Genomic DNA, 21,743 nt, shown 5'->3' with positions numbered 1-21,743 from the left:
CCGCTTCAGCTGCCCTGGCAGGTCACCGACGGCTGGGCCGGGTTCGTCCCCGGCGCGTTCACCACCAACCCGAACGTGGTGGACCCGTCCGGGGCGACGCGGCCGTTCCAGTCGGCGTTGCGGACCGTCACCACCGAGCCCGACTGGCTCAGCGTCCCGTTCCACACGCTGCCGATCGTCTGGCCCGACGGCAACGTCCAGCCGGCCTGCCAGCCGCTGTAGGCCGCCGTGCCGTGGTTCATCACCGTCACCGTCGCCTGGTAGCCGCCGCTCCAGGCGTTCGTCACCTCGTACATCGCCATGCACGAGCCGTCCGGTGGCGGGGGGCTCGTCGGGGTCGTCGGCGTGGTCGTCGGGCTGCCCGGCTGGTGCACCCCGGTGACTTCGCCGTGCCCGCCGTCGAACGTGACGTCCGAGCAGCCGTAGAAGGTTTCCGCGCTGTCGGAGCGCTTCCACACCGAATAGATGATGTGCCGCCCGGACTTGTTCGACGGCAGCGCGCCGGTCCACTTGTACTGCCCGTCGACCGTGCCGACCTGGCCGGTCACCGCCGGGTGGTCGACGGTCAGGAACGGCTGGTCTTCGAGGGAGTCCCAGGTGAGCGGCTTCGACGGGTCCCAGCCGTCCTTCGTCACGTACGTGTAGAACCAGCCCGGATGCGCGGCCCACGCGTTGTACGAGAAGTCGAACGACGCCCCGGCCGTCAGGTGCGTCAGCGGCCAGTCGCCGACCTGGTCGAAGCCGGCGTAGTTCGCGTTGCCGCCCGAACACAGCTTCCCGTCCGGGATGAACCCGCGCGTGCGGCCGGCGCCGTCGGAGCGCAGCACGGCGAACCAGTTGTACAGCGAGTTGGCGCCGCTGGTGTTCACCGCGGCCGAACACGCGGAGTTCTGCGGGATGATCTGGCCGGTCGAGCTGAGCCCGTCCTGCCAGCACAGGAACGTCCGGCTGCCCGGTTTCATCATGGCGCCGTGCGCTTCGGCGGTGCCCGTGTTCAGCAGCACGGCGGTCAGGCTCGCCAGCAGCACGGTCACGGCGGCGAGGATCGTACTTCGTCTCCTGGTCACGTCAGTCCCTTCGTCGGGTAGCGTGCGTCGAAGACTGGGAGCGCTCTCACGATCAGGATACGCGGCGGTGGTCACTTCCGGAACATCCCGCGGTGACCGCGGCCGGTGCCTTGGCCTACGTTGACGCAAGGCCGTCGATCACCGAGAAAGGCCGCTCACCGAGAAAGGCAGAGAGTGGACATTCCCTCATCGGTTCCCGCGTGGGTGCGCGCCGAACCCGCCCGCCTGCTCGGTTTCGCCGCCCGCGCGGCGCACCCCGGCGGTGGTTTCGCCTGGCTCGACGACGCCGGCCGCCCGGTGCTCGACCGGCCCGTCGAGACGTGGATCACCTGCCGGATGACGCACGTCTTCGCGCTGGCGCGGCTGCAAGGCGCGGACACGGGGGCGCAGGTCGCGCACGGTGTAGAAGCGTTGACAGGCCTCCTGCGCGACCCGGACCACGGCGGCTGGTATGCGTCGACAACGTTGTCAGAGAAGCGCGCCTACGAGCATGCCTTCGTCGTCCTCGCCGCCTCGAGCGCCGTGGCCGCCGGCGCCGGCGGTGCGGAAACGCTGCTGGCCGAGGTCCTCGGCGTCGTCGAGCGCCGGTTCTGGGAGCCGGGCGCCGGCCGCGTGGCCGACGTCTGGGACCGCGGCTGGACGCACCTGGAGGACTACCGCGGCGCCAACGCCAACATGCACACCGTCGAAGCGTTTCTGGCCGCCGCCGACGTCACCGGCGACCGGGTCTGGGCCACCCGCGCACTGTCCATTGTGGAACACCTGGTGCACGGCGAGGCCCGCGCCCACGGCTGGCTGCTGCCGGAGCACTACGACGCGGGCTGGCACGTCCGGCTGGACCACAACCGCGCCGAGCCCGCCCACCCGTTCCGGCCCTTCGGCGCCACCATCGGCCACCTCTTCGAATGGGCGCGGCTGGCCGTGCACCTCGAGCGCGCGCTGGGACCGGACGCGCCGGACTGGCTGCTGCCCGACGCGGAGGCGCTGTTCGCGACCGCCGTGCGGTCCGGCTGGTCCGTCGACGGGCACCCGGGTTTCGTCTACACCACCGACTTCGCCGGGACGCCGGTCGTGCGCACCCGCCTGCACTGGGTCGTGGCGGAGGCGATCGCCGCCGCGTGGACGCTGCACCAGGAGACCGGCGAAGCGGCCTACCTCGACCGGTTCCGGGAGTGGTGCGACCACGCCGAAGCGTGCTTCGTCGACCGTGAACTCGGTTCGTGGCACCACGAGCTGGATCCGGAGAACCGCCCCGCGGCGGCCGTCTGGGCCGGCAAACCGGACGTCTACCACGCTTACCAGGCGACGCTCCTGCCCGCGTTGCCGCCCGCCGCGTCGTTCGCCGGCGCGCTGGCCACCCGTCGCTAGACTGCGCGGGACCCCTTTCGCACGAGGAGAACCATGTCGCCTTACGCCGCCGCCGAAGCCCGGTACGCGGACATGCCGTACCGGCGCGCCGGGCGCAGCGGGCTGAAGCTGCCCGCCGTGTCGCTCGGCCTGTGGCACAACTTCGGGGACGACAAGCCCCTCGACGTCCAGCGCGCGGTGCTGCGCCGGGCGTTCGACCTCGGCGTGACGCACTTCGACCTGGCCAACAACTACGGCCCGCCGCCCGGCGCGGCCGAGGCGAACTTCGGCAGGCACTACGCCGCCGACTTCCGGCCGTACCGCGACGAGATCCTCGTGTCCTCGAAGGCCGGCTACCTGATGTGGGACGGCCCGTACGGCGAGTGGGGCTCCCGCAAGAACCTCCTGGCCAGCCTGGACCAGAGCCTCGCGCGCACCGGGCTGGACCACTTCGACGTCTTCTACTCCCACCGCCCGGACCCCGGGACGCCGATCGAGGAGACGATGGGCGCCCTCGACACCGCGGTCCGGTCGGGCAAGGCGCTCTACGCCGGCATCTCGAACTACTCGCCGGAACAGACGACGGCCGCGCTGGCCGCGCTGAAAGAGCTCGGCACGCCGCTGCTGATCCACCAGCCGTCCTACTCGATCCTCAACCGCTGGGTCGAGGACGGCCTGCTGGACACCCTCGACGAGCACGGCGTCGGCTCGATCGCGTACTCGCCGCTGAGCCAGGGCCTGCTGACCGACCGCTACCTCGACGGCGTCCCCGCCGACTCGCGGGCCGCCGGCGCCAGCCCGTTCCTCACGACCGACCGGCTCACCGAGGACACCCTGGCCACGATCCGCGCGCTGAACGACGTCGCGAAGCGGCGCGGCCAGACGCTGGCCCAGCTCGCCATCGCCTGGGTGCTGCGCCGCGGCCGCGTCACGTCCGCGCTGATCGGGGCCAGCAGCGTCGCGCAGCTCGAGAACACCGTCGCGGCGACGAAGAACCTCGAGTTCACCGACGACGAGCTGGCCGAGATCGACCGGATCGTCGCGGCCTAGCAGCCGATCCTGGAGGAGCCCACGGCCACGTCGTCGAACCACAGCGTGTCGGCGTCCCCGCCGTAGCTTTCCCAGCCGAGCCGCAGGTCCGTCACGGCCGGGTGCCAGGCCCGGGCGAGCCACTGCTGGTCGATGTCGGGGGTCGGGACACCGTCGACGACGAGCCCGGGTACCGCGGCGGAGCCGAGCCAGGTCCGCAGCTGCCCGGCGGCGCCGTCGATCGCGAACTCGAAGCAGGACCAGGTGCCGGTCGGCAGCGGGACGCTCTGGGCGACGCCGGCCGGGCTCTGCGCGGGCAGCGTCGCGTCGTCGGACTCGCGGTTCCACTGCAGGGCCTGGTTCTGCCCGCCGGCCCGCAGGTCGCGGCCGCCGTCCGCGGTGTCGCGCAGCGCCATGAACGTGACGTGCCCGGAGGGCAGCGCGGTGGTGTGGCGGACCCAGAACCGGCCGTACAGCACGCCGGAGCCGGACACGCTCGTCCCGAAGAAGGCGTGGTTGCAGTAGCCGCCCCCGCCGGCCACCTTCACCGAGCGGGTGCCGGAGTGCGCGACCGCCGTGTCGACGGCGACCGTGCCGGTGCCCTGGCAGTTCGCCGCGCCGACGCTCCAGCGGCCGGCCGGCGCGCTGCCCGTCTGCTGCTCGAAGTCGTCGCAGATCGCCGCGTCCGCGCACCCGGCGGGTGGCGGCGTGGACGTCGTGGTGGTGGGTGTCGTCGGGGTCGTCGTGACCGGGGGAGTGGTGTCCCCGCAGGCGACGCCGTTCAGCGCGAAGTCCGTCGGGTCCGGACCGCCGGAAGTGCCCTGGAGGCCGAACGAGACCGTGCCGCCGGCGGGCAGCGAAGCGTTGTAGGGCAGGCTCTCCGCGGTCACGGCGGTGCCGGACTGGCGGACGGTGGCGTTCCAGGCGGAGGTGACGGACTGGCTCCCGGCGTAGTGCCACGTGAGCGTCCAGGACGAGAGCGCGGTGGCGCCGTTCGTCACGGTGATCTCGGCGGTGAACCCGGTCTGCCACTGGTTGACGCGGTAGCCGACCGAGCAGGCCGGTGCGGCGGTGGCCGGGCCGGCGACGACCGCGGCGGTGCCCGCCGCGGCGAGGCAGAATCCGGCGAGGGCGGCGGCGAACCTGTGCATCGGGGCCTCCCGGGACGCGGACAGGGGCGCCGTGGCTCGCACCACGGCGCCCCTGGGTGGTGGCCGCGTTCTGTCGAGGCGACCTGGCATGGGAGCGCTTCCAGCCGCCGGAAAGGTAACCCCGGTGTGTCGTCGTTGTAAAGCGCGCCCCGGACGCGCACCGATCCAGTGGTCCGTTTTCCGCGATCTTCGGGGCGTCCGCCGGGAACTGAACACTCCTGAACGGCCGAAGCCGTTGGGGGGCACCGTGTCCATCTGGTGGCGCTGCGCCACCCGCCTGCGGTGTCCGGTGCCGCCGTTCGAGTGGAATCCGGGAATCCGCGCCGAAGATCACCGCGGGGTTCGCGGCGCCCCGAAAGGCCGGGTGCCGGCGCCCGCTGCTGGGAGCGCTCTCACCCTCAAGTCCTCAGTGGACCTATTGCACGGGAGCGGGAGGACGGGGCGGCGGTTCCACCGCCGCCCCGGTCCCGGCCCGCCGTCAAGTGGCCGCGCAGACCTTGCCGTTGAGGCTGATCGCGGCGGGCTTCGCGTTGCCGGCGCCGGAGGTGCCGGTGAAGCCGAACTCGGCGCTGCCGCCCGCGGCGATCGTCCTGTTCCACCCCGCGTCCACCGCGGACACCGCCGCACCGGTCTGCGTCACCTGCGCGTTCCACGCCTGCGTCACGCGCTGGCCGTCGGCGAAGGACCAGGTGACCGTCCAGCCGGTCACCGGGGAGGTCCCGGTGTTGCCCACCTTGACGTCGGCCTGGAAACCGCCCTGCCACTGGTTCGTCACCGTGTAGGCCGCGGTGCACGACGAAGACGGCACCGGCGTGGTCGTGGTGGTCGGCGGAGTGGTGGTGGTCGTCGTCGGAGGCGGCTGGTCACCTCCGGAGTCCCCGACGATCACGCCTCGCCCGTTCGTGCCCACGTACACCCGGCCGTACACCCGCGGGTCCCCGCTCAGCGCCGCCCCGATGTTGCCGTACTGGTGCTGGTCGTCGTTGATCCGCGCCCACGACGCCCCGGCGTCGTCCGACCGGAAGATCCCGCGCACCCCGCCGATCTTCGCGATGGTGTATAACGCCGGATACGTCCGGCCGGAAGCGGCCTTGCCGAACCCGATGTTGTCGGCTTCGGTGACCCCGGTCAGTTTCGTGAAGGACGCTCCGGAGTCGGTGGAGTGCCACAAACCATAGGTGGAACCGGATCCGCCGGCCAGCCAGACGTCCCCGGCCGCGCCCGGTACCGCCTTGAAGTGCGCCGGGCCGCCCGGCAGCCCGGTGGCCGCGGTCGCCGTGAACGTCGCGCCGCCGTCGGTGCTGACGTAGAACCGGCCGGAAGCGAAGCCGTAGAACCGCTTCGGGTCGACGCGGTCGGCCTCGACCACCGCGCCGGCGGGGATGCCGGCCGACGCCGACCACGACGAGCCGAATCCGACGGAGTAGCTGACCCCCATGCCGTCCGGGCTCCACACGAACCGGCTGCCGTCGGCGGCCGCGGCCACCGTCCCGCCGCTCGCGCCGCCGCCCGGTTCGGCGCCCTGGAACCAGTTCTTGCCGCCGTCGGTCGAGAAGGCGACGCGGTTGTCGTTCGGCCGCGCGCCGCGGTCGAGGGTGCCGACGCGCACGATCGTCGCCGGGGACAGTTCGGCGTAGTCCAGGCTGGTGGTCGTCGTGAACACCGGCGAGGTGAACATCGTCGCCGGGACGGCGTCGAGGCTGTCGTGCCGGAACCCGCCGATGTCGCCGAGCCCGGAGATCAGCGGCGCGCCCGACGGCGGGCTGATCAGGTCCAGCACCGCGGTTTCCTCGAGGCCGCCGACGACCGGCTTGAGCGTGATCTTGCCGCCGCTGTCCCACTTGGTCAGGTCGTTCGTGCCGTAGACGGTCGCACCGGTGCCGTAGAGCAGGTGGTTCGAGTCGAACGGGTCGATCTCCACCGATTCGGTCATCCAGCCGAGCTTCGGCGACGGCACCGGGGGAGCGGGCTGCGCGCCGAAGGTCAGCCACGGCACCGAGGAGATGTCCTGGGTGTAGCGCAGGGACCGGTCGGGATAGCCGGAGAAGTCCCAGATCCGCGTCCAGGTGGCGCCGCCGTCGGTGCTGCGGAAGAAGATGACGTCCGGCCACCACGACACCTGCGTCGCGACCATCAGCGTGTTCGGGTGCTGCCGGTCGATCGTCAGCCCGCTGTAGCCGAAGTAGTCGTCCGCGCTGTCGGACGGGATCGGGCTGATCCGCGTCCACGTGCCGGTCTTGGTCGCGTACTTCCAGACGTCGCCCTTCGCGCCGTCGTAGGGGCCGCCGGTGTCGCTGGTCGCCAGGTAGAGGTACCCGCCGACGGCGTCGAGGACTCCCTTGTGCGCCAGGAACCCGGTGGGCTGGCCGGCCAGCCGTGCCCACGTCGTGCCCCCGTCGGTGCTGCGATAGACGGTGTTCGCCTTGTCCGCGACGCCGACGTAGACGGTCTGCGTGGTGCTGCCGCGGGTGCCGGTCGACGGGTCGAACGTCACCCAGGTGACGCCTTCGTTGTCGCTGGAGTAGCCGGTGGTGTCGTTCGGGTCGGGCACGTAGGTGCCGGGGTTGGGGAAGGCGGTCACCTTCGCCCACGTGACTCCGGAGTCCGTGCTGCGCCACAGCCCGTTGCCGCTGGGCGCGCCGAGGTAGAGGACGCTGTCGCGGTTCGGGTCGATCGCGAGCCGCTCGCCCATGCCGCGGCCGGGCATGTTGCCGCCGAGCTTGAACGGCAGTGCCGAGGCCTGCCAGGTGGCGCCGCGGTCGGCCGAGCGCAGGACCGCGCCGGTGTTCGGGTCCCAGCTGTTGGTGTACATCCCGGCCGCGACGTAGACCCGGTTCGGGTCGACGGGGTCGGTGGCCAGGCTGACCACGCCGTTGTGGCCCCAGTCGGTCCAGCCGACCGAGTCCAGCAGCGGGATCCAGCGCCCGGTGGCGGGGTTCCAGCGGTACGCGCCGCCGATGTCGGTGCGGGCGTAGGCGAGGCCGGGCTCGGCCTGGTTGAAGACGATGCCGGGAACGAACCCGCCGCCGCCGATCTCGGCGTTGCGCCACGTGGAGGACGCGGGGGCGGCGGGGGACGCGGGCGCGCCGACGGTGACCGCGACGGCGACCGGTGTCAGGGCGGCCAGCGCGTACGCGAGCAATTGTCTCGGTGATCGGGAACGCGTGCTTCGCACGTTTGCCTCCATGTGTCGGGCGATAGGAGGCTGGGAGCGCTTCCGGAAAACCGTAAACCAGGGCTGCGACCAGGTCAAACCCCTTCGACGATTTCGCGCGCGCGATCCGTCCACAGTGGATTTGGTGAACCGCCGGAACCGGCCTTCCGTGTCCATTGTGTACCGAATCGGGGCCGGAAAGGAGGGTGTGGCGGACGGAGCAACGTTGTGCGCCAAGTGGTATCACATATGTGAACGACGATCAGGTTTCTGAATCGTTATCAACGACTGTCTTGCCCGGCTTTTTCCGGCGTGTGAGTGTGGTGGCCGCTGGCTGGACTGGACCTACGAAAGAGGCGACCCGGCAATGACGCAGACAGCCCCGGCGCGGCACATCAGCCGGACCACCTTGTACTTCTTCGGTGCGCTCGGCGGCATCCTCTTCGGTTACGACCTCGGCGTGATCTCCGGGGTTCTCCCGTTCATCGGGAAACTGTGGGCGCTGACCAGCTGGGACAAGGGCGTGATCACCGCCAGCCTGTCCGTCGGTGCCATCGTCGGCGCGCTGTTCTCCAGCCGCACCAACGAAGCGCTCGGCCGCCGCCGCACGATCATGGTCGCCGCGGCGATCGTCATCGCCGGCACCCTCGCCGCGACGTTCTCACCGACGTTCGCGCTGCTGGTGATTTCGCGGCTGATCATCGGCCTCGGCATCGGCCTGTCGTCGTCGACCGTGCCGACGTACCTGTCCGAGCTGGCACCGGCGCGGTTGCGCGGCGCGATGGGTGCGCTGAACCAGATCTTCATCGTGCTCGGCATCCTGATCGCGTTCCTGGTCAGCTACTGGCTCGGCCCGGTATCGGCCTGGCGGTGGATGTTCGCCGGCGCGATCGTGCCCGCCGCGATCCTGCTCGTCGGGCTGGTGTTCCTGCCGGAGACCCCGCGCTGGCTGGTGAAGAACGGCCGCGAAGAAGAAGCCCGGCGGGTCCTGGCCAGTGCGCACGGCAACACCGTGAACCTCGACGAAGAAATCGCCACCATCACCGAGGTCATCCGGCTCGACACCGAGGACAAGCCGCGGCTGCGCGACCTGTTCTCCGGCTTCGTGCGCCCGATGCTCGTGGTGGCCCTGCTGCTCGCGGTCGGCCAGCAGTTCAGCGGCGTGAACGCGATCAACGCGTACTTCCCGACGATGCTGATCGGCCTCGGCTTCGCCACTCAGGCCGCGCTGCTGTCCGGGGTGCTGCTGGGCGTCACGAAGTTCCTGTTCACCGCGTGGGTCGTGTTCGTGGTGGACCGCTGGGGCCGCAAGCCGCTGCTGCTCATCGGCAACGTCATCATGGTGATCACGCTGGTGGCGGCCGGGCTCGTCGTGCTGAACGTCCACGACACCGGCACGCGCGGCATCCTGATGCTGGTGATGATGGTGCTGTACCTGGTGGGCTACGAGCTCGGCTGGGGCGCGGTGGTCTGGGTGATGATGTCCGAGGTGTTCCCGCTGAAGTTCCGCGCGGCGGGCATGGGCGTCAGCAGCGTCGTCCTCTGGGCCGCGACGGGCATCGTGAGCGCGGTGTTCCCGATCATCTCCGACCCGAAGTCGCTCGGCATCGGCGGTTCGATGTTCCTGTTCGCCGGCATCAACGTGGTGCTGTTCGTGCTCACCAAGTGGCTCGTGCCGGAGACCAAGGGGCGCACTTTGGAGCAGATCGAGCTCGACCTCCGGGCGCGGCAGGGGGTCGCGGTCAAGAGCTGACCCGGGGGGTCGTCGCGGCGGGGCACGGGTTCGCTCGTGCCCCGCCGCAATTGTCAACGCCTAGGTGAGGGCCAGTCGAAACCCGTGCACCATCGAAACCCAGGCCCTCCCGCAACCCCGATCCGAAGCCAGAACACGGCCGTAGTCACCATGGGGCTTCGGGGTTGCGGAGGAATCACGGCACGCCGATGGGTACCGCCGGCGTGCTCAGGGACGCAGTGCTCAGGGACGCAAAGGGCCCCGCCGCAATTCGCTTGCCCGGCACCGCTTCGCCGCGAGACGGTGCCCCCATGGAGATCCGTCCCACGACCGAGCAGGACCGAGCTGCCTTCGTCGACACGCTCTTCGCCGCCTTCGGGCGCTTCCCGGCCGAAGGCGACCGGGTCTGGTTTGCGCTGGAAATGGACCGCGCTCTGCTGGCCGTGACGCCGGAAGGGCGGCCCGTCGGCACCGCGGCCGCGTACTCCTTCGAGCTGACGTTGCCCGGGGAGGTCGTCGTCCCGGCCGGCGGGGTGACCGCCGTCGGCGTCCTGCCCTCGCACCGGCGCCGGGGCGCCCTCACCGCGATGATGCGCCACCAGCTCGCGGACGCGCGGAGCCGCGGCGAGGTCCTCTCGGTGCTGCTGGCCAGTGAGGCCGGCATCTACCGCCGGTTCGGCTACGGCCCGGCGACCACCACGCACCGGCTGACGGTGCAGCGGCACCGGGCCGCTCCGCGGCGCACCGCCGTCCCGCTCCCCGGTTCGATCGAGGTGCTGCGGCGCGCGGAATGCGGCGACCTCCTGGAAGACGTCTACGACCGCTACCGCCGCGCCCGGCCGGGGGCGCTGTCCCGGCCGCACCGCTGGTGGGCCGCCGGCGCGGGACAGCCGCCGATCTCCTCGGCGCCGCGCTACCTCGCCGTTCACCGGGACGCCGGCGGTGTCGCCGACGGGTACGCGAGCTACCTGCTCGACTCGGGGACGCTGACGGTCGACGAGACGATCGCGGCGGACGACGCGGTCGCCGCCGAGCTGACCCGGTTCCTGCTGCACCACGACCTGGCCACCCACGTCGTCTTCCGGCAGTGCTCGCCGGACCACCCCCTGCGCTGGCAGCTCGCGGACCCCCGGGCGGCCGAGGTGAGCGGCGAGACGGACTGGCTGTGGGTGCGGCTGCTGGACGTCCCGCGGGCCTTGACCGCGCGCGGCTGGCTGTCCGACGGCGACCTCGTGCTGAACGTCGAGGACCCGTTCCGGGGCGAGCACGGGCGTTATCTGCTCACGGTCCGGGACGGCAAGGGCGACTGCGCCGCGACCGACCGGGAGCCGGACCTGTCCCTGGACGTGAGCGACCTGGGGTCGCTGTACCTCGGCGGGGTCGCGCCGAGCACGCTGGTGCGGGCCGGGCACGTCCGGGCCCACCACCCGGACGCGGCCGCGCTCGCCGACGCGCTGTTCCGCGCCGCGCGCGCTCCGCACTGCCTGCACTGGTTCTGAGGCGGTCCTCAGAGGGTGACGGCGAGCCCGAGCTTGCCCGCCAGCCGCCCGATCCACGCTTCGACCTCGTCCGGCGACCGGTCCGGCAGGCCGAAGATCGTCTCGGTGACGCCGAGGGAATCCAGGTGGGCCAACCGGTCCGGGTCCGGGCGTTCGCCGAGCGCGCAGATCCGCGGCGCGCCCGTCCGTCCTTCGGCGGCCCAGATCTCCTTCAGCAGAGCCACGTGCCCGTCCAGATCGGAGTCGGCGGGGGTGGTGATCCAGCCGTCCGCGTGGCGGGCGATCCAGCGGAACGTCTTCTCCGTCGGGCCCGCGCCCAGCAACACCGGGATGTGCGCCTGGACCGGCTTCGGCCACGCCCAGCTCGGCCCGAACGAGACGAACTCCCCGGCGTAGGAGGCCTCCTCCTCCGTCCACAGTGCACTCATCGCTTCGAGGTACTCGCGCAGGGCCGTGCGGCGGCGGTTGCCCGGCACGCCGTGGTCGGTCAGCTCGTCGACGTTCCAGCCGAAGCCCGTCCCCAGCGTGACGCGCCCACCCGAGAGGTGGTCGAGGCTCGCGATCGTCTTGGCGAGGGTGATCGGGTCGCTCTCCACCGGCAGGGCCACCGCGGTGGACAGCCGGATCCGCGACGTCACCGCGGCCGCCGTCGCCAGCGCGACCCAGGGGTCGAGGGTGCGGCTGTAGCGGTCGTCCGGCAGGGACGCGTCGCCGGTGCGCGGGTGCGGCGACTCGCGTTTAACGGGGATGTGCGTGTGCTCGGGCACGTAGAAGGTGGCGAACCCCGCGGCCTCCGCGGCGCGCGCCGCGGCCGCCGGGGTGATGCCCCGGTCGCTGGTGAACAGCACGATTCCGTAGTCCACGCGAGGAGCTTATTAGAACGTGTTTCAGTTTTCAAGGAGGGCAGTCGATGAGGTGAGCGCCGCCGCCGTCGCGAGGAGGATCGGTGGGCGGAGGTGCAGCGTGAACGCAGTGCTCCACTGTGGACGGTCGTGGCCGGTGTCCCAGATCGTGGACGCCCGGCCGGGGCGGGATGGCCAGCCGGGTGCCGGTTCCACTATCCTGGTCCGCGGGCCGAGAGGCGCTGCAACGGACCACGGGGTCCGCCACGCTCGGCCCGTTCCACCGGACCAAGGGCGCCTCCCGGACGAGGGAGGGCGCCGATGAGTCAAGATCCCACCAGCCGGCTGCGTGAGCTGTTGAGCACCCGCGTGGCGGTCCTCGACGGTGCCTGGGGCACCATGCTGCAGGGCGCCGGGCTCACCCCGGCCGACTACCGCGGCGACCGCTTCGGCGAGCACACCCACGACGTCACCGGCGACCCCGACCTGCTGAACCTCACCCGCCCGGACGTCATCCTCGACGTCCACCGCCAGTACCTCGCGGCCGGCGCGGACATCACCACGACGAACACCTTCACCGCGACCAGCATCGGCCAGGCCGACTACGGGCTGCAGGCGTACGTCCACGAGATGAACGTCCGCGGCGCGCGGCTGGCCCGCCAGGCCGCCGACGAGGCGGGCGGCAAGTTCGTCGCCGGGTCCATCGGCCCGCTGAACGTCACGCTCAGCCTGTCGCCCAAGGTCGACGACCCGGCCTACCGCGCCGTGACGTTCGAGCAGGTCAAGGCCGCTTACGCGGAGCAGATCGCCGGGCTCGCCGAGGGTGGCGTCGACCTGCTGCTGATCGAGACGATCTTCGACACGCTCAACTGCAAGGCCGCGATCGCCGCGGCCCGCGAAGTCGCGCCGGACCTGCCGCTGTGGATCTCGGTCACCATCGTCGACCTGAGCGGCCGGACGCTCTCGGGTCAGACCGTCGAGGCGTTCTGGAGCTCGATCGAGCACGCGAAACCACTGGTCGTGGGCGTGAACTGCTCGCTGGGTGCGGAGGAGATGCGCCCGCACGTCGAGGAGCTCGCCCGGATCGCCGACGCCTACGTCGCCTGCCACCCGAACGCCGGCCTGCCGAACGCGTTCGGCGGGTACGACCAGACGCCGGAGGAGACCGCCGGGCTGATCGGCGGGTTCGCCCGCGACGGCCTGGTCAACCTGGTCGGCGGCTGCTGCGGCACGACCCCGGAGCACATCGCGAAGATCGCCGCGGCGGCGAAGGACGTCACGCCGCGCGAGGTGCCCGCGCCGCGCACGCACACCCGGTTCAGCGGGCTCGAGCCGTTCGGCATCGGCGCCGACACCGGGTTCGTGATGATCGGCGAGCGCACCAACGTCACCGGCTCGAAGCGGTTCCGCCGGCTCATCGAGTCCGGCGACCACCAGGCGGCCGTCGACGTGGCGCTGGAGCAGGTCCGCGGCGGCGCCAACCTGCTCGACGTCAACATGGACGCCGACCTGCTCGACTCCGAGGAGGCGATGACGACCTTCCTCAACCTCATCGCCACCGAGCCCGAGGTCGCCCGGATCCCGGTGATGGTCGACAGCTCCAAGTGGAGCGTGCTCGAAGCCGGCCTGCGCTGCCTGCAGGGCAAGGGCGTGGTCAACTCGATCAGCCTCAAGGAGGGCGAGGAGCCGTTCCTCGCCCAGGCCCGCACGATCCGCAACTACGGTGCCGGCGTCGTCGTGATGGCCTTCGACGAACAGGGCCAGGCCGACACCGCCGACCGCAAGGTCGAGATCTGCGGCCGCGCGTACGACCTGCTGACGAAAGAAGCGGGCTTCGCGGGCGAGGACATCATCTTCGACCCGAACGTGCTGGCCGTCGCCACCGGCATCGCCGAGCACAACGGCTACGCGAAGGCGTTCATCGACGCACTGCCGCGGATCAAGGAACGCTGTCCCGGTGTGCACATCTCCGGCGGTATCTCGAACCTGTCGTTCTCCTTCCGCGGCAACGACGTCGTCCGCGAGGCGATGCACTCGGCGTTCCTGTTCCACGCCATGCAGGTCGGCCTGGACATGGGCATCGTCAACGCGGGCCAGCTCGCCGTCTACGAAGACATCCCGAAGGAGCTGCTCGAGCTGGTCGAGGACGTGCTCTTCGACCGCCGCGAGGACGCCACCGACCGGCTGGTGAGCTTCGCCGAGAACGTCAAGGGCAGCGGCACCAAGCGCGTCGTGGACCTCTCCTGGCGCGAAGGCACGGTCGAGGAGCGGCTGTCGCACGCGCTCGTGCACGGGATCGTCGACTACATCGAGGACGACACCGAAGAGGCCCGGCAGCAGCTGGCACGGCCCCTCGACGTCATCGAGGGCCCGCTGATGGACGGCATGAAGATCGTCGGCGACCTGTTCGGCTCCGGCAAGATGTTCCTGCCGCAGGTGGTCAAGAGCGCCCGCGTGATGAAGCGGTCGGTCGCCTACCTCGAGCCGTTCATGGAGGCGGAGAAGGAGAAGGCGCGCCAGGAGGGCCGGCTCGCGTCGAACGGCGGCCAGGGCAAGATCGTGCTCGCCACGGTGAAGGGCGACGTCCACGACATCGGCAAGAACATCGTCGGGGTCGTGCTCGGCTGCAACAACTACGAGGTGATCGACCTCGGCGTGATGGTGCCGGCCGGCAAGATCCTCGACACCGCGGTCACCGAAGGCGCCGACGCCGTCGGGCTGTCCGGGCTGATCACGCCGTCGCTGGACGAGATGGTCGCGGTCGCCACCGAGATGCAGCGGCGCGGGCTGAAGCTGCCGCTGCTGATCGGCGGCGCGACGACGTCCCGCCAGCACACCGCGGTCAAGATCGCGCCCGCCTACGACAACGCGACGGTGCACGTGCTCGACGCCTCCCGCGTCGTCGGCGTGGTGTCCGACCTGCTCGACCCGGACCGCTCGATCGCGCTCGTCGAGAAGAACCGCGCCGACCAGGAGGTGCTGCGCGAGCAGCACGCGAGCAAACAGCGCCGGCCGATGCTCACCCTCGAGCAGGCGCGGCTCAACCGCGAGCAGGTGGTCTTCGCCGACCTGCCGGCGCCGCTGTTCACCGGCACCCGCGTCGTCGAGCCGGCGATCGCCGAGCTGCGCGAAATGATCGACTGGCAGTTCCTGTTCCTGGCCTGGCAGCTCAAGGGCAAGTACCCGGCGATCCTCGAGCAGCCGGTCGCCCGCGAGCTGTTCGACGACGCCAACAAGCTGCTCGACCAGATCATCGCCACCGGCAGCTTCACCGCGAAGGGCGCGTACGCGTTCTGGCCGGCGCACAGCGAAGGCGACGACATCCTGCTCGACGGCGAGTTCTCGCATGTCGGGTTCCCGATGCTGCGCCAGCAGACGTCGAAGCCGGAGGACCGCGCGAACCGCTGCCTCGCCGACTACATCGCCCCGGAAGGCGATCACCTCGGCGGCTTCGCCGTCGCGATCCACGGCGCGGAGACCCTCGCCGCGAAGTACGAGGCCCAGCAGGACGACTACCGCGCGATCATGGTCAAGGCGCTGGCCGACCGGCTCGCCGAGGCCTTCGCCGAGCACATCCACCTGCGGGCCCGCCGCGACTGGTTCGAGCCGGACGCCGAGCCGGTGCTGGCCGACCTGCACGCGGAGCGCTTCCGCGGCATCCGCCCGGCGCTGGGCTACCCGGCCAGCCCCGACCACAGCCAGAAGCGGGAACTGTTCGAGCTGCTCGAAGCGGACCGGCTGGGGATGGACCTGACCGAGTCGTTCGCGATGACGCCGGCGGCGAGCGTGTCCGGGCTGATCTTCGCGCACCCGGACTCGCGGTACTTCACCGTCGGGCGGCTCGGCCGCGACCAGATCGAGGACTACGCGCGCCGCAAGGGCGTCGAGGTGACCGAGGTCGAGCAGTGGCTGCGGCCGAACCTGGCCTACGAGCCCGGGGCGTAGTCCTTCAGCTCGATGCCGGTGGCGAACCTGTCGGTCGCCTTGAGCATCAGGCCGAGCAGGAAGCGGGACTTGAACGTCCAGTCCCGCAGCTTGATCCGCAGCGGTGACGGCGGCGCGAGGAACGGGCCCGCGCTGCCGCGCTGCGACACCTTGGCATAGGGCCGGAGCTGTTCTTCGTACCGGGCGAAGGCGACGCGGTGGTCGCCATCCGCGGCCAGCAGCTCGCCGGCGAGCACGTAGGCGCCGACGAACGCCAGGCCGGTGCCGAAGCCGCCGAGGGTGTTGCCGTAGGCGGCGTCGCCGAGCAGGACGACCCGGCCGCGCGAGTAGTGGTCGATCGTGACGCGGGCGAGCGAGTCCAGGTAGAACTCACGGGCGCCCGCGAGCTTCGCGACCAGTTCGGGCACCCGCCAGCCGGCGCCGCGGTAGGCCTCGGTCACCAGTTGCCGCTGGCGGTCGGTGTCGCCGCGGTCGTAGTCCAGCTCGGGGGAGGCGAAGACGAAGAACGCCGACGCCTTCGGCCCGCCGACCGCGGCCATCCGGCCCGGCTCGTTGTACATCACGGCCTCGCCGCCGCCGATCTGCTCGCCCAGCTCGGCGAGGGCGTAGTAGTGGCCGAGGAAGCGGACGTAGTCGCGTTCCGGGCCGAAGGCCAGCCGCCGGACGTTCGAGTGAATGCCGTCGGCGCCGACGACGAGGTCGAACCGGCGCGGCGCGGCGTGGGCGAAGGTGACGTCGACGCCGTCGGGCGTCTCGGTCAGCGCCGTGACGGTGTCGCCGAAGAGGTACTCGCAGTCCGCGGCGGTGCGCTCGTACAGCAGGTCGGCGAGGTCGCCGCGGCGGATCTCGATGTCGCCGCCGGTGAACTCGCCGGGGATCACCGCTCGGGCCCGGCCCTCGGCGTCGACGATGGTCTGGTCGGTGCCGCCGGTCTGCCGGGCGAGGACGTCGTCGAGCAGGCCCATGCGCTCCAGGACGGTTCGGTGGGTGGCGCCCTTGAAGTCGACGGACTGGCCGCCGGGCCGCACCGAAGGAGCGCGTTCGACGACGGTGACTTCGCAGCCGTAGCGGGCCAGCCAGAGGGCGAGGGCGGGGCCGGCGACGCTCGCGCCGGAGATCAGGACGGTCGGCTTTTTCATGCCGCGGAGCATCGCCGGGGCGGCTGACCGACCCCTGGCGAAGCGCTGACGGCGGCCGTCAGCGACTGTCGCGAATGGACCGCGCGCGGACCGTGACGGCGGAAAATTCCCGGCTCCGGCCCGGGCTTTCCCGGCGGTTTTCGCACGTTGACCCCGGCCGGTCGCGCGGGCACCATTTCCCGGGGGAGAGGGGGCGGCGATGCTGGACAGCGAAACGCGACCGGCGGCCACCGCGCTCGGCGAGCTGCTGCGCAACGGGGAGCGCGCGCTCGAGGCCGACGGCGACCTGCGGGCCGGCCGGGAGTGGTTCGACCGGGCGTACCGGGCCGCGGAGGCCGCGTGCGACGGGGCGGGGATGGCCCGTGCCGCACTGGGGCTGGCCGGGCTGTGGGTGCACGAACACCGGAGCGCGCCCGCGGCCGCGTTGCTGCAGGCGCGGCTGCGCGGTGCGCGGACCGCCGTCGCCCCGGGGTCGTCGCTGGCCCTGCGGCTCAAGGCCCGCCTCGCGGGCGAAGCCGACTACGTGGCGGGGGAGAGCAACGAGATCCTCGCGGTGCTCGAAGAAGCCAAGCGCGCGGGCGACCCGGTCGCCTGGGCCGAGGCCGCGAGCCTGGCCCACCACTGCCTGCTCGGGCCCGACCACGGCGGCCAGCGCCGGGCGCTCGCCCAGGAGCTGATCACCGAAGGCTTCCGCACCGATCGCCGCAGCGACCTGCTGATGGGCATGCTCTGGCGCACGGTCGACCTCTTCCTCGACGCCGACCCGCACGCCCAGCGCGGCCTGGCCGACCTGCGCGGCCTGCTGGCCGAACGCGACCACCTCGCGGTCGGGTTCGTGCTCGACGCCATCGACGTCATGCTCAGCATCCGCGCCGGCCGGTTCGACGAAGCCGAAAACCGCGCGGCGGCCTGCGCGCTGCGGGGCGAGCAGGCCGGCGACGCCGACGCGATCGGCTGGTACACCGCGCAGGTCGGGGCCGTGCGCTGGTACCAGGGCCGCGTCGCCGAGCTGCTGCCGGTGCTGCGGGAGACGGTGCACTCACCGACGCTCAGCGCGGTCGACAACGCGCTGATCGCCGGGCTGGCCGTCGCCGCCGCGGCCGCGGGGGACGAGCGCGAGGCCGCCGGGGCACTGGCCCGGCTGCGCGGCCGGGACCTGGCGCTGCTGCCGCGGTCGAGCAGCTGGCTCGTCTCGATGTACGGGATCGTCGAGTCCGCTCACCTGCTTTCCGACGTCGAATCGGCGCTCGCCGCGTACGCGCTGCTCACGCCCTTCGCGCGGCTGCCGATGACGGCCAGTCTCGGCGTCGCCTGCTTCGGCTCGGTGCAGCACGCGCTGGGTGTCGCGATGCTGACCGCGGGCGAGACCGGGCGCGCCGCCGAGCACTTCCGGGCGGCGGTGCGCGACAACCTCGCGCTGGCGCACTGGCCGGCCGCGGCGTTGTCCCGCGCCCGGCTCGCCCAGGCGCTGGGACCGGCCTCGGCCGAAGCCGCCCGTGAGCTGGCGGCGGCGACGCGGGAGGCCGAGCAGCTCGGGATGGTGCTGCCGGACTTCGCCTCCCGCGGCGTGCACCGGCGCGTCACGTGCCGTCGCCAGGGCAGCCACTGGCTGTTCGCCCTGGACGGGCGGTCCGCGCTGGTCGAGCACAGCGTCGGCATGGGCTACCTCGCGACACTGCTGGACAACCCGGGCCACGAGCTGACCGCGGTCGAGCTGGCGCACGGGGTGGTGGCCGAGGCGACGTCGGCGCAGCCGGTGCTCGACCAGGAGGCGACCGGGCACTACCGGCGCTGGCTCGCGAACCTGGAGGCCGAGCTCGACGAACACGAGGCCAACCACGACACCGGCCGCGCGGAGCAGATCCGCACCGAGCGCGACTGGCTGCTGGGCGAGCTGTCGGCGGCCGCGGGGCTGGCGGGCCGCGTCCGCGAGTTCGCCGGCGCGGAGGAGAAGGCGCGGATCGCGGTGGGCAAGGCGATCCGCCGCGCGCTGACCCGGATCGCCGCGGCGGACGCGGTGATCGGCGACGTCCTGCGCGACGGCGTCCGTACCGGCACCCGCTGCAGCTACGACCCGGGCTGACCCGCTTACTCGACGGCGCCGGTCAGCAACGTCTGGTACCAGGCGTCGTACGGGTGGTTGGTCGCCGGGTAGTTCGCCAGTGGCGTCGTCGCGTCGCCCGCGGAGTCGAAGTCCCAGCCGCGGACCAGCTTGCCCGACTGGCGGGCCGAGGTGATGAACGCCGACTCCGTCGCGGGCGCCCCGTAGAACAGCGCGCCCTGCTGCAGTTCCGCGCTGTCGCCCTGCTGGAACTCGTCGAACGCGACCTGCCGGTAGCGGATCCGCTCGCCGGTGACGCTCACGGTGTCCGCGCGCAGGGTGTTCGACGGCGTCGGGCCGTCGGCGCCCGTCCACACCTTCACCCGCCGGGTGCCGTTGGTCGCGGTGTCCTTGGCGTACCGCGCGTCCGACGTCTTGGCGTTGCCGGTCCAGGTCACCGTCGCGGCGGCGAGGGTGCCGGTCCAGGTCCAGTTCTGGCTGCTGCTCTGGCTCTGGTGGATCTCCCGCAGGTGCGTCGCGTCGGTGAAGGCGACCGTCGGCTGGACGCCGTTGTCGTACTGGTGGCTGGCCTGCCAGGTGATCTCCCCGTCGCTGCCGAGCTTGCCGACGTGGTACCAGAGCGTCGTCGCGCTCTGCGACTGGTGGACCTCGACGAGGTCGCCGTCGTCGTTGAGCGCGACGGCGGGCGTCTGGCCGCTGTCGTACTTGCCGTGCCGCAGCCAGGTGACGCGGCCGTCGGCGCCGTAGGTCCCGGTCCAGTACCAGAGCGCCCCGCCGCCGGAGTCGTGCACCTCGACGATCTGGCCGCGGCCGTTGAGCGCGACCGCCGGGTGGTAGCCGACGTCCCGCTTGTACTCGCCGCGGCTGCCGCCGTCGCCCGAGAGCAGCGGCAGCACGCGCCCGCGCAGCGCGTCCACGGTCGGCGAGCCGGCCGGGTAGTCCTGCGCCCGCAGCAGCCGGCTGCCGAACACCGACTCCAGCTCCTGGTTGACGGCGGTCAGGTTGCCCGCCGCGAAGTTCGCGTTGTCGGTCAGGTCGTCCTTGAGGTCGAGCATGACGACGATCGGCGCGGCCGAGGGGTGGGCCGCGGACCAGGTGTTCACCACCGACAGCCAGTCGCGCAGGTTGTTCGACGCCGGGTTGCCGCCGCTGTGGTCCACGGCGTTGCCGGGCGAGTCGTGGCCGACCCCGTAGTCGTGGTTCGTGGCGTAGCCGTTGTCGTGGATGTCGTACTCGATGAACCGCACGCCGTGGTCGAGCTGGTAGGCGATCGAGTTCTTCGCGCCGTCGACGTCGCCCGAGTAGCTGTTGTGCGTGGCGCGGAAGACCGACGCGGTGAACGGCGGGCTCGCGGCGTCGGCGGTCCCGCCGGTCAGGAGCGCGGCGGTGGTCAGCGCTGAGACGGCCAAGGCGGGCAGTCGGGTCATCCTCGGGTCCTCACGTCGGGAAACGGGGCGGTCCCATCTTGGCGGGAACGCCCGAACACCGGGTGGAACACCGTGGAACACGGGTGGAACGCCTAGAAGGGGACAGCTGGACATCGAGGGAGGAACGTCATGACCTACGCGGGAGGACCCCAGTTCCCGGAACCGACCGGACCCGTGCCGCCGCAGGCGGGGGTGCCCGGCCCGGCGCAGCCGCCCGCCGCGCCGAAGAAGTCGAAGCGGCGGCAGAAGATCGTGCTCACCGTGTTCCTGATCCTGGTCGCCGCGGTCCTGGCGCTGGTCTGGGTGGCCACCCGGTCCAACGGCGAGAACGCGCAGGTCGGCAACTGCGTCACCGAAAGCGGCGAAAACTACGTGAAGATCGTCGACTGCGGGACGCCCGAGGCGACGCTCAAGGTCGTCGCGCGGGTCGAGGACAAGACGCAGATCGAGGCGCAGATCAGCGCGTGCACCCCGTACCCGGACGCCGACCAGGTGTTCTGGCAGGGCAAGGAGGGCGAGACCGGCGTCGTGCTCTGCCTGGCCAAGACCGGCAAGTAGCCCGATGGCCGCCGGGAAGTTCTCGTTCACCGGCTCCGGCGAGATCCTGGTCTCGAGCGGCGGGCGGACGCTCGCCGCGGCGGGCGACGTGATCGTGATCGGTGACCGGGTCTTCCGGCTGGCCGAGGTGGACCGGGTCGCCTACGACGCGGCGGCCCGGCCGCGCCAGGCCTCCTACGCGCTGGGCCTGGCCCACGGCGCGGTGCGGAGCCGGTTCGTGTTCGACGCCTTCGGCAGCCACGAGCTCGAAGACGCGCGCGAAACGTGGCGGCGGCTGGTCGAGCTGGTCGAGTCGGCGGCGTGCCCGCGGATCGCGCGGGCCGCGGTCGACGCGATCACCTCGGGCGCCACCGCCCGGTTCGGCGGGGGCCGGTACCGGCGGATCGACGCGGACGCCGGCGGACTGCGCCGGTGGGGGTGGTTCGCGCCGAAGGTGCCGTGGGCCGGCGTGCTGGGCACGGACCTGCGCGCCGGCCAGGTGCGCGTGTGGACCGGCGGGCCGGAACCGGAACTCGTCACCGCCATGGCCGGCTGGAACGCGGTGGTGCTGCCGCGCGTCATAGGAATGATGGTCGCACAGGAAAAAGAATCACCGGGAAAGCAGGGATAACGGTATTCACCGGGCATTCGGGAAATGCTCACGTAATACGAGATCGACTGTCCGTTGTGTCGCATTTGCGGCACCGTTCATCGATTTATGCCAAATCGCCGCGTGGAATCAGTACTTGGCCGGGCCGCGAGTGCTCATTATCCGAGGAACGAGTGTGCGCGGGCGCGGAAAACCCGTGAGG

14 protein-coding genes and 1 riboswitch are annotated in these 21,743 nt (G+C 71.7%); of the genes, 8 read left to right on the top strand and 6 right to left on the bottom strand.

The window, feature by feature from the left end; translation table 11 throughout:
- Positions 1 to 5: 5 nt before the first annotated feature.
- Positions 6 to 1,034 carry a lytic polysaccharide monooxygenase auxiliary activity family 9 protein gene (locus ACWEVP_RS29260; protein WP_452065783.1) on the bottom strand — a complete coding sequence of 343 codons (1,029 nt, stop codon included), beginning with the start codon at positions 1,032 to 1,034 and terminating at the stop codon, positions 6 to 8.
- Positions 1,035 to 1,241: 207 nt separating this feature from the next.
- Between ACWEVP_RS29260 and ACWEVP_RS29255 the strand changes: the two genes are divergently transcribed.
- Together ACWEVP_RS29255 and mgrA are read left to right on the top strand one after the other, a co-directional pair.
- Positions 1,242 to 2,435, top strand: a complete 1,194-nt coding sequence (locus tag ACWEVP_RS29255) for an AGE family epimerase/isomerase (RefSeq protein WP_452065782.1) — start codon at positions 1,242 to 1,244, stop codon at positions 2,433 to 2,435.
- A 33-nt stretch (positions 2,436 to 2,468) separates the two neighbouring features.
- The gene (mgrA, locus tag ACWEVP_RS29250; RefSeq protein WP_452065781.1) at positions 2,469 to 3,464 is read left to right on the top strand and encodes an L-glyceraldehyde 3-phosphate reductase; all 996 of its coding nucleotides are present in this window, start codon (positions 2,469 to 2,471) and stop codon (positions 3,462 to 3,464) included.
- On the opposite strand, the gene ACWEVP_RS29245 is transcribed toward mgrA, so the two are convergent.
- Together ACWEVP_RS29245 and ACWEVP_RS29240 are read right to left on the bottom strand one after the other, a co-directional pair.
- Complete coding sequence (locus tag ACWEVP_RS29245) at positions 3,461 to 4,594, bottom strand: cellulose-binding domain-containing protein (RefSeq protein ID WP_452065780.1); 1,134 nt, start codon at positions 4,592 to 4,594, stop codon at positions 3,461 to 3,463. The two genes, mgrA and ACWEVP_RS29245, sit on opposite strands and share 4 nt — an antisense overlap.
- 478 nt (positions 4,595 to 5,072) lie before the next feature.
- Complete coding sequence (locus ACWEVP_RS29240) at positions 5,073 to 7,769, bottom strand: cellulose binding domain-containing protein (protein ID WP_452065779.1); 2,697 nt, start codon at positions 7,767 to 7,769, stop codon at positions 5,073 to 5,075.
- Between the two features lie 346 nt (positions 7,770 to 8,115).
- On the opposite strand from ACWEVP_RS29240, the gene ACWEVP_RS29235 reads away from it, so the two are divergent.
- Both ACWEVP_RS29235 and ACWEVP_RS29230 read left to right on the top strand, forming a co-directional pair.
- Positions 8,116 to 9,501, top strand: a complete 1,386-nt coding sequence (locus ACWEVP_RS29235) for a sugar porter family MFS transporter (RefSeq protein WP_452065778.1) — start codon at positions 8,116 to 8,118, stop codon at positions 9,499 to 9,501.
- Positions 9,502 to 9,791: 290 nt separating this feature from the next.
- Positions 9,792 to 10,979 carry a GNAT family N-acetyltransferase gene (locus tag ACWEVP_RS29230; RefSeq protein ID WP_452065777.1) on the top strand — a complete coding sequence of 396 codons (1,188 nt, stop codon included), beginning with the start codon at positions 9,792 to 9,794 and terminating at the stop codon, positions 10,977 to 10,979.
- An 8-nt stretch (positions 10,980 to 10,987) separates the two neighbouring features.
- Here the strand turns inward: ACWEVP_RS29230 and ACWEVP_RS29225 are convergent, their stop codons facing one another.
- Complete coding sequence (locus ACWEVP_RS29225) at positions 10,988 to 11,842, bottom strand: TIGR03619 family F420-dependent LLM class oxidoreductase (RefSeq protein WP_452065776.1); 855 nt, start codon at positions 11,840 to 11,842, stop codon at positions 10,988 to 10,990.
- 207 nt (positions 11,843 to 12,049) lie between these two features.
- Positions 12,050 to 12,128: riboswitch (S-adenosyl-L-homocysteine riboswitch) on the top strand.
- A gap of 14 nt (positions 12,129 to 12,142) precedes the next feature.
- Here ACWEVP_RS29225 and metH point away from each other — a divergent pair.
- Positions 12,143 to 15,766, top strand: coding sequence for a methionine synthase (gene metH, locus ACWEVP_RS29220; protein WP_452065775.1), 3,624 nt, complete (start codon positions 12,143 to 12,145; stop codon positions 15,764 to 15,766).
- Here metH and ACWEVP_RS29215 read toward each other — a convergent pair.
- Positions 15,748 to 16,905: an FAD-dependent monooxygenase gene (locus ACWEVP_RS29215; protein ID WP_452065774.1), complete on the bottom strand. Its 1,158-nt coding sequence runs from the start codon at positions 16,903 to 16,905 to the stop codon at positions 15,748 to 15,750. The two genes, metH and ACWEVP_RS29215, sit on opposite strands and share 19 nt — an antisense overlap.
- Before the next feature lie 199 nt (positions 16,906 to 17,104).
- Between ACWEVP_RS29215 and ACWEVP_RS29210 the strand changes: the two genes are divergently transcribed.
- Positions 17,105 to 18,988, top strand: a complete 1,884-nt coding sequence (locus ACWEVP_RS29210) for a hypothetical protein (RefSeq protein WP_452065773.1) — start codon at positions 17,105 to 17,107, stop codon at positions 18,986 to 18,988.
- A 5-nt stretch (positions 18,989 to 18,993) separates the two neighbouring features.
- Here the strand turns inward: ACWEVP_RS29210 and ACWEVP_RS29205 are convergent, their stop codons facing one another.
- Positions 18,994 to 20,394, bottom strand: coding sequence for a hypothetical protein (locus ACWEVP_RS29205; RefSeq protein ID WP_452065772.1), 1,401 nt, complete (start codon positions 20,392 to 20,394; stop codon positions 18,994 to 18,996).
- Positions 20,395 to 20,523: 129 nt separating this feature from the next.
- Between ACWEVP_RS29205 and ACWEVP_RS29200 the strand changes: the two genes are divergently transcribed.
- Together ACWEVP_RS29200 and ACWEVP_RS29195 are read left to right on the top strand one after the other, a co-directional pair.
- Entirely contained in the window at positions 20,524 to 20,952 is a 429-nt protein-coding gene (locus ACWEVP_RS29200) for an LppU/SCO3897 family protein (RefSeq protein ID WP_452065771.1), read from the top strand.
- A gap of 4 nt (positions 20,953 to 20,956) precedes the next feature.
- Complete coding sequence (locus tag ACWEVP_RS29195) at positions 20,957 to 21,562, top strand: hypothetical protein (protein ID WP_452065770.1); 606 nt, start codon at positions 20,957 to 20,959, stop codon at positions 21,560 to 21,562.
- Positions 21,563 to 21,743 lie beyond the last annotated feature (181 nt).

The sequence above is a fragment of the Amycolatopsis sp. NPDC003865 genome, from assembly GCF_053605345.1.
This window is presented reverse-complemented; position numbering and strand designations above follow the sequence as displayed.

Excerpts from the sequence above, each read along its gene's own strand:
- mgrA (WP_452065781.1), top strand. The coding sequence starts at position 2,469 with ATGTCGCCTTACGCCGCCGCCGAAGCCCGGTACGCGGACATGCCGTAC.
- ACWEVP_RS29245 (WP_452065780.1), bottom strand. The coding sequence starts at position 4,594 with ATGCACAGGTTCGCCGCCGCCCTCGCCGGATTCTGCCTCGCCGCGGCG.
- ACWEVP_RS29235 (WP_452065778.1), top strand. The coding sequence starts at position 8,116 with ATGACGCAGACAGCCCCGGCGCGGCACATCAGCCGGACCACCTTGTAC.
- ACWEVP_RS29230 (WP_452065777.1), top strand. The coding sequence starts at position 9,792 with ATGGAGATCCGTCCCACGACCGAGCAGGACCGAGCTGCCTTCGTCGAC.
- metH (WP_452065775.1), top strand. The coding sequence starts at position 12,143 with ATGAGTCAAGATCCCACCAGCCGGCTGCGTGAGCTGTTGAGCACCCGC.
- ACWEVP_RS29215 (WP_452065774.1), bottom strand. The coding sequence starts at position 16,905 with ATGAAAAAGCCGACCGTCCTGATCTCCGGCGCGAGCGTCGCCGGCCCC.
- ACWEVP_RS29210 (WP_452065773.1), top strand. The coding sequence starts at position 17,105 with ATGCTGGACAGCGAAACGCGACCGGCGGCCACCGCGCTCGGCGAGCTG.
- ACWEVP_RS29205 (WP_452065772.1), bottom strand. The coding sequence starts at position 20,394 with ATGACCCGACTGCCCGCCTTGGCCGTCTCAGCGCTGACCACCGCCGCG.
- ACWEVP_RS29200 (WP_452065771.1), top strand. The coding sequence starts at position 20,524 with ATGACCTACGCGGGAGGACCCCAGTTCCCGGAACCGACCGGACCCGTG.
- ACWEVP_RS29195 (WP_452065770.1), top strand. The coding sequence starts at position 20,957 with ATGGCCGCCGGGAAGTTCTCGTTCACCGGCTCCGGCGAGATCCTGGTC.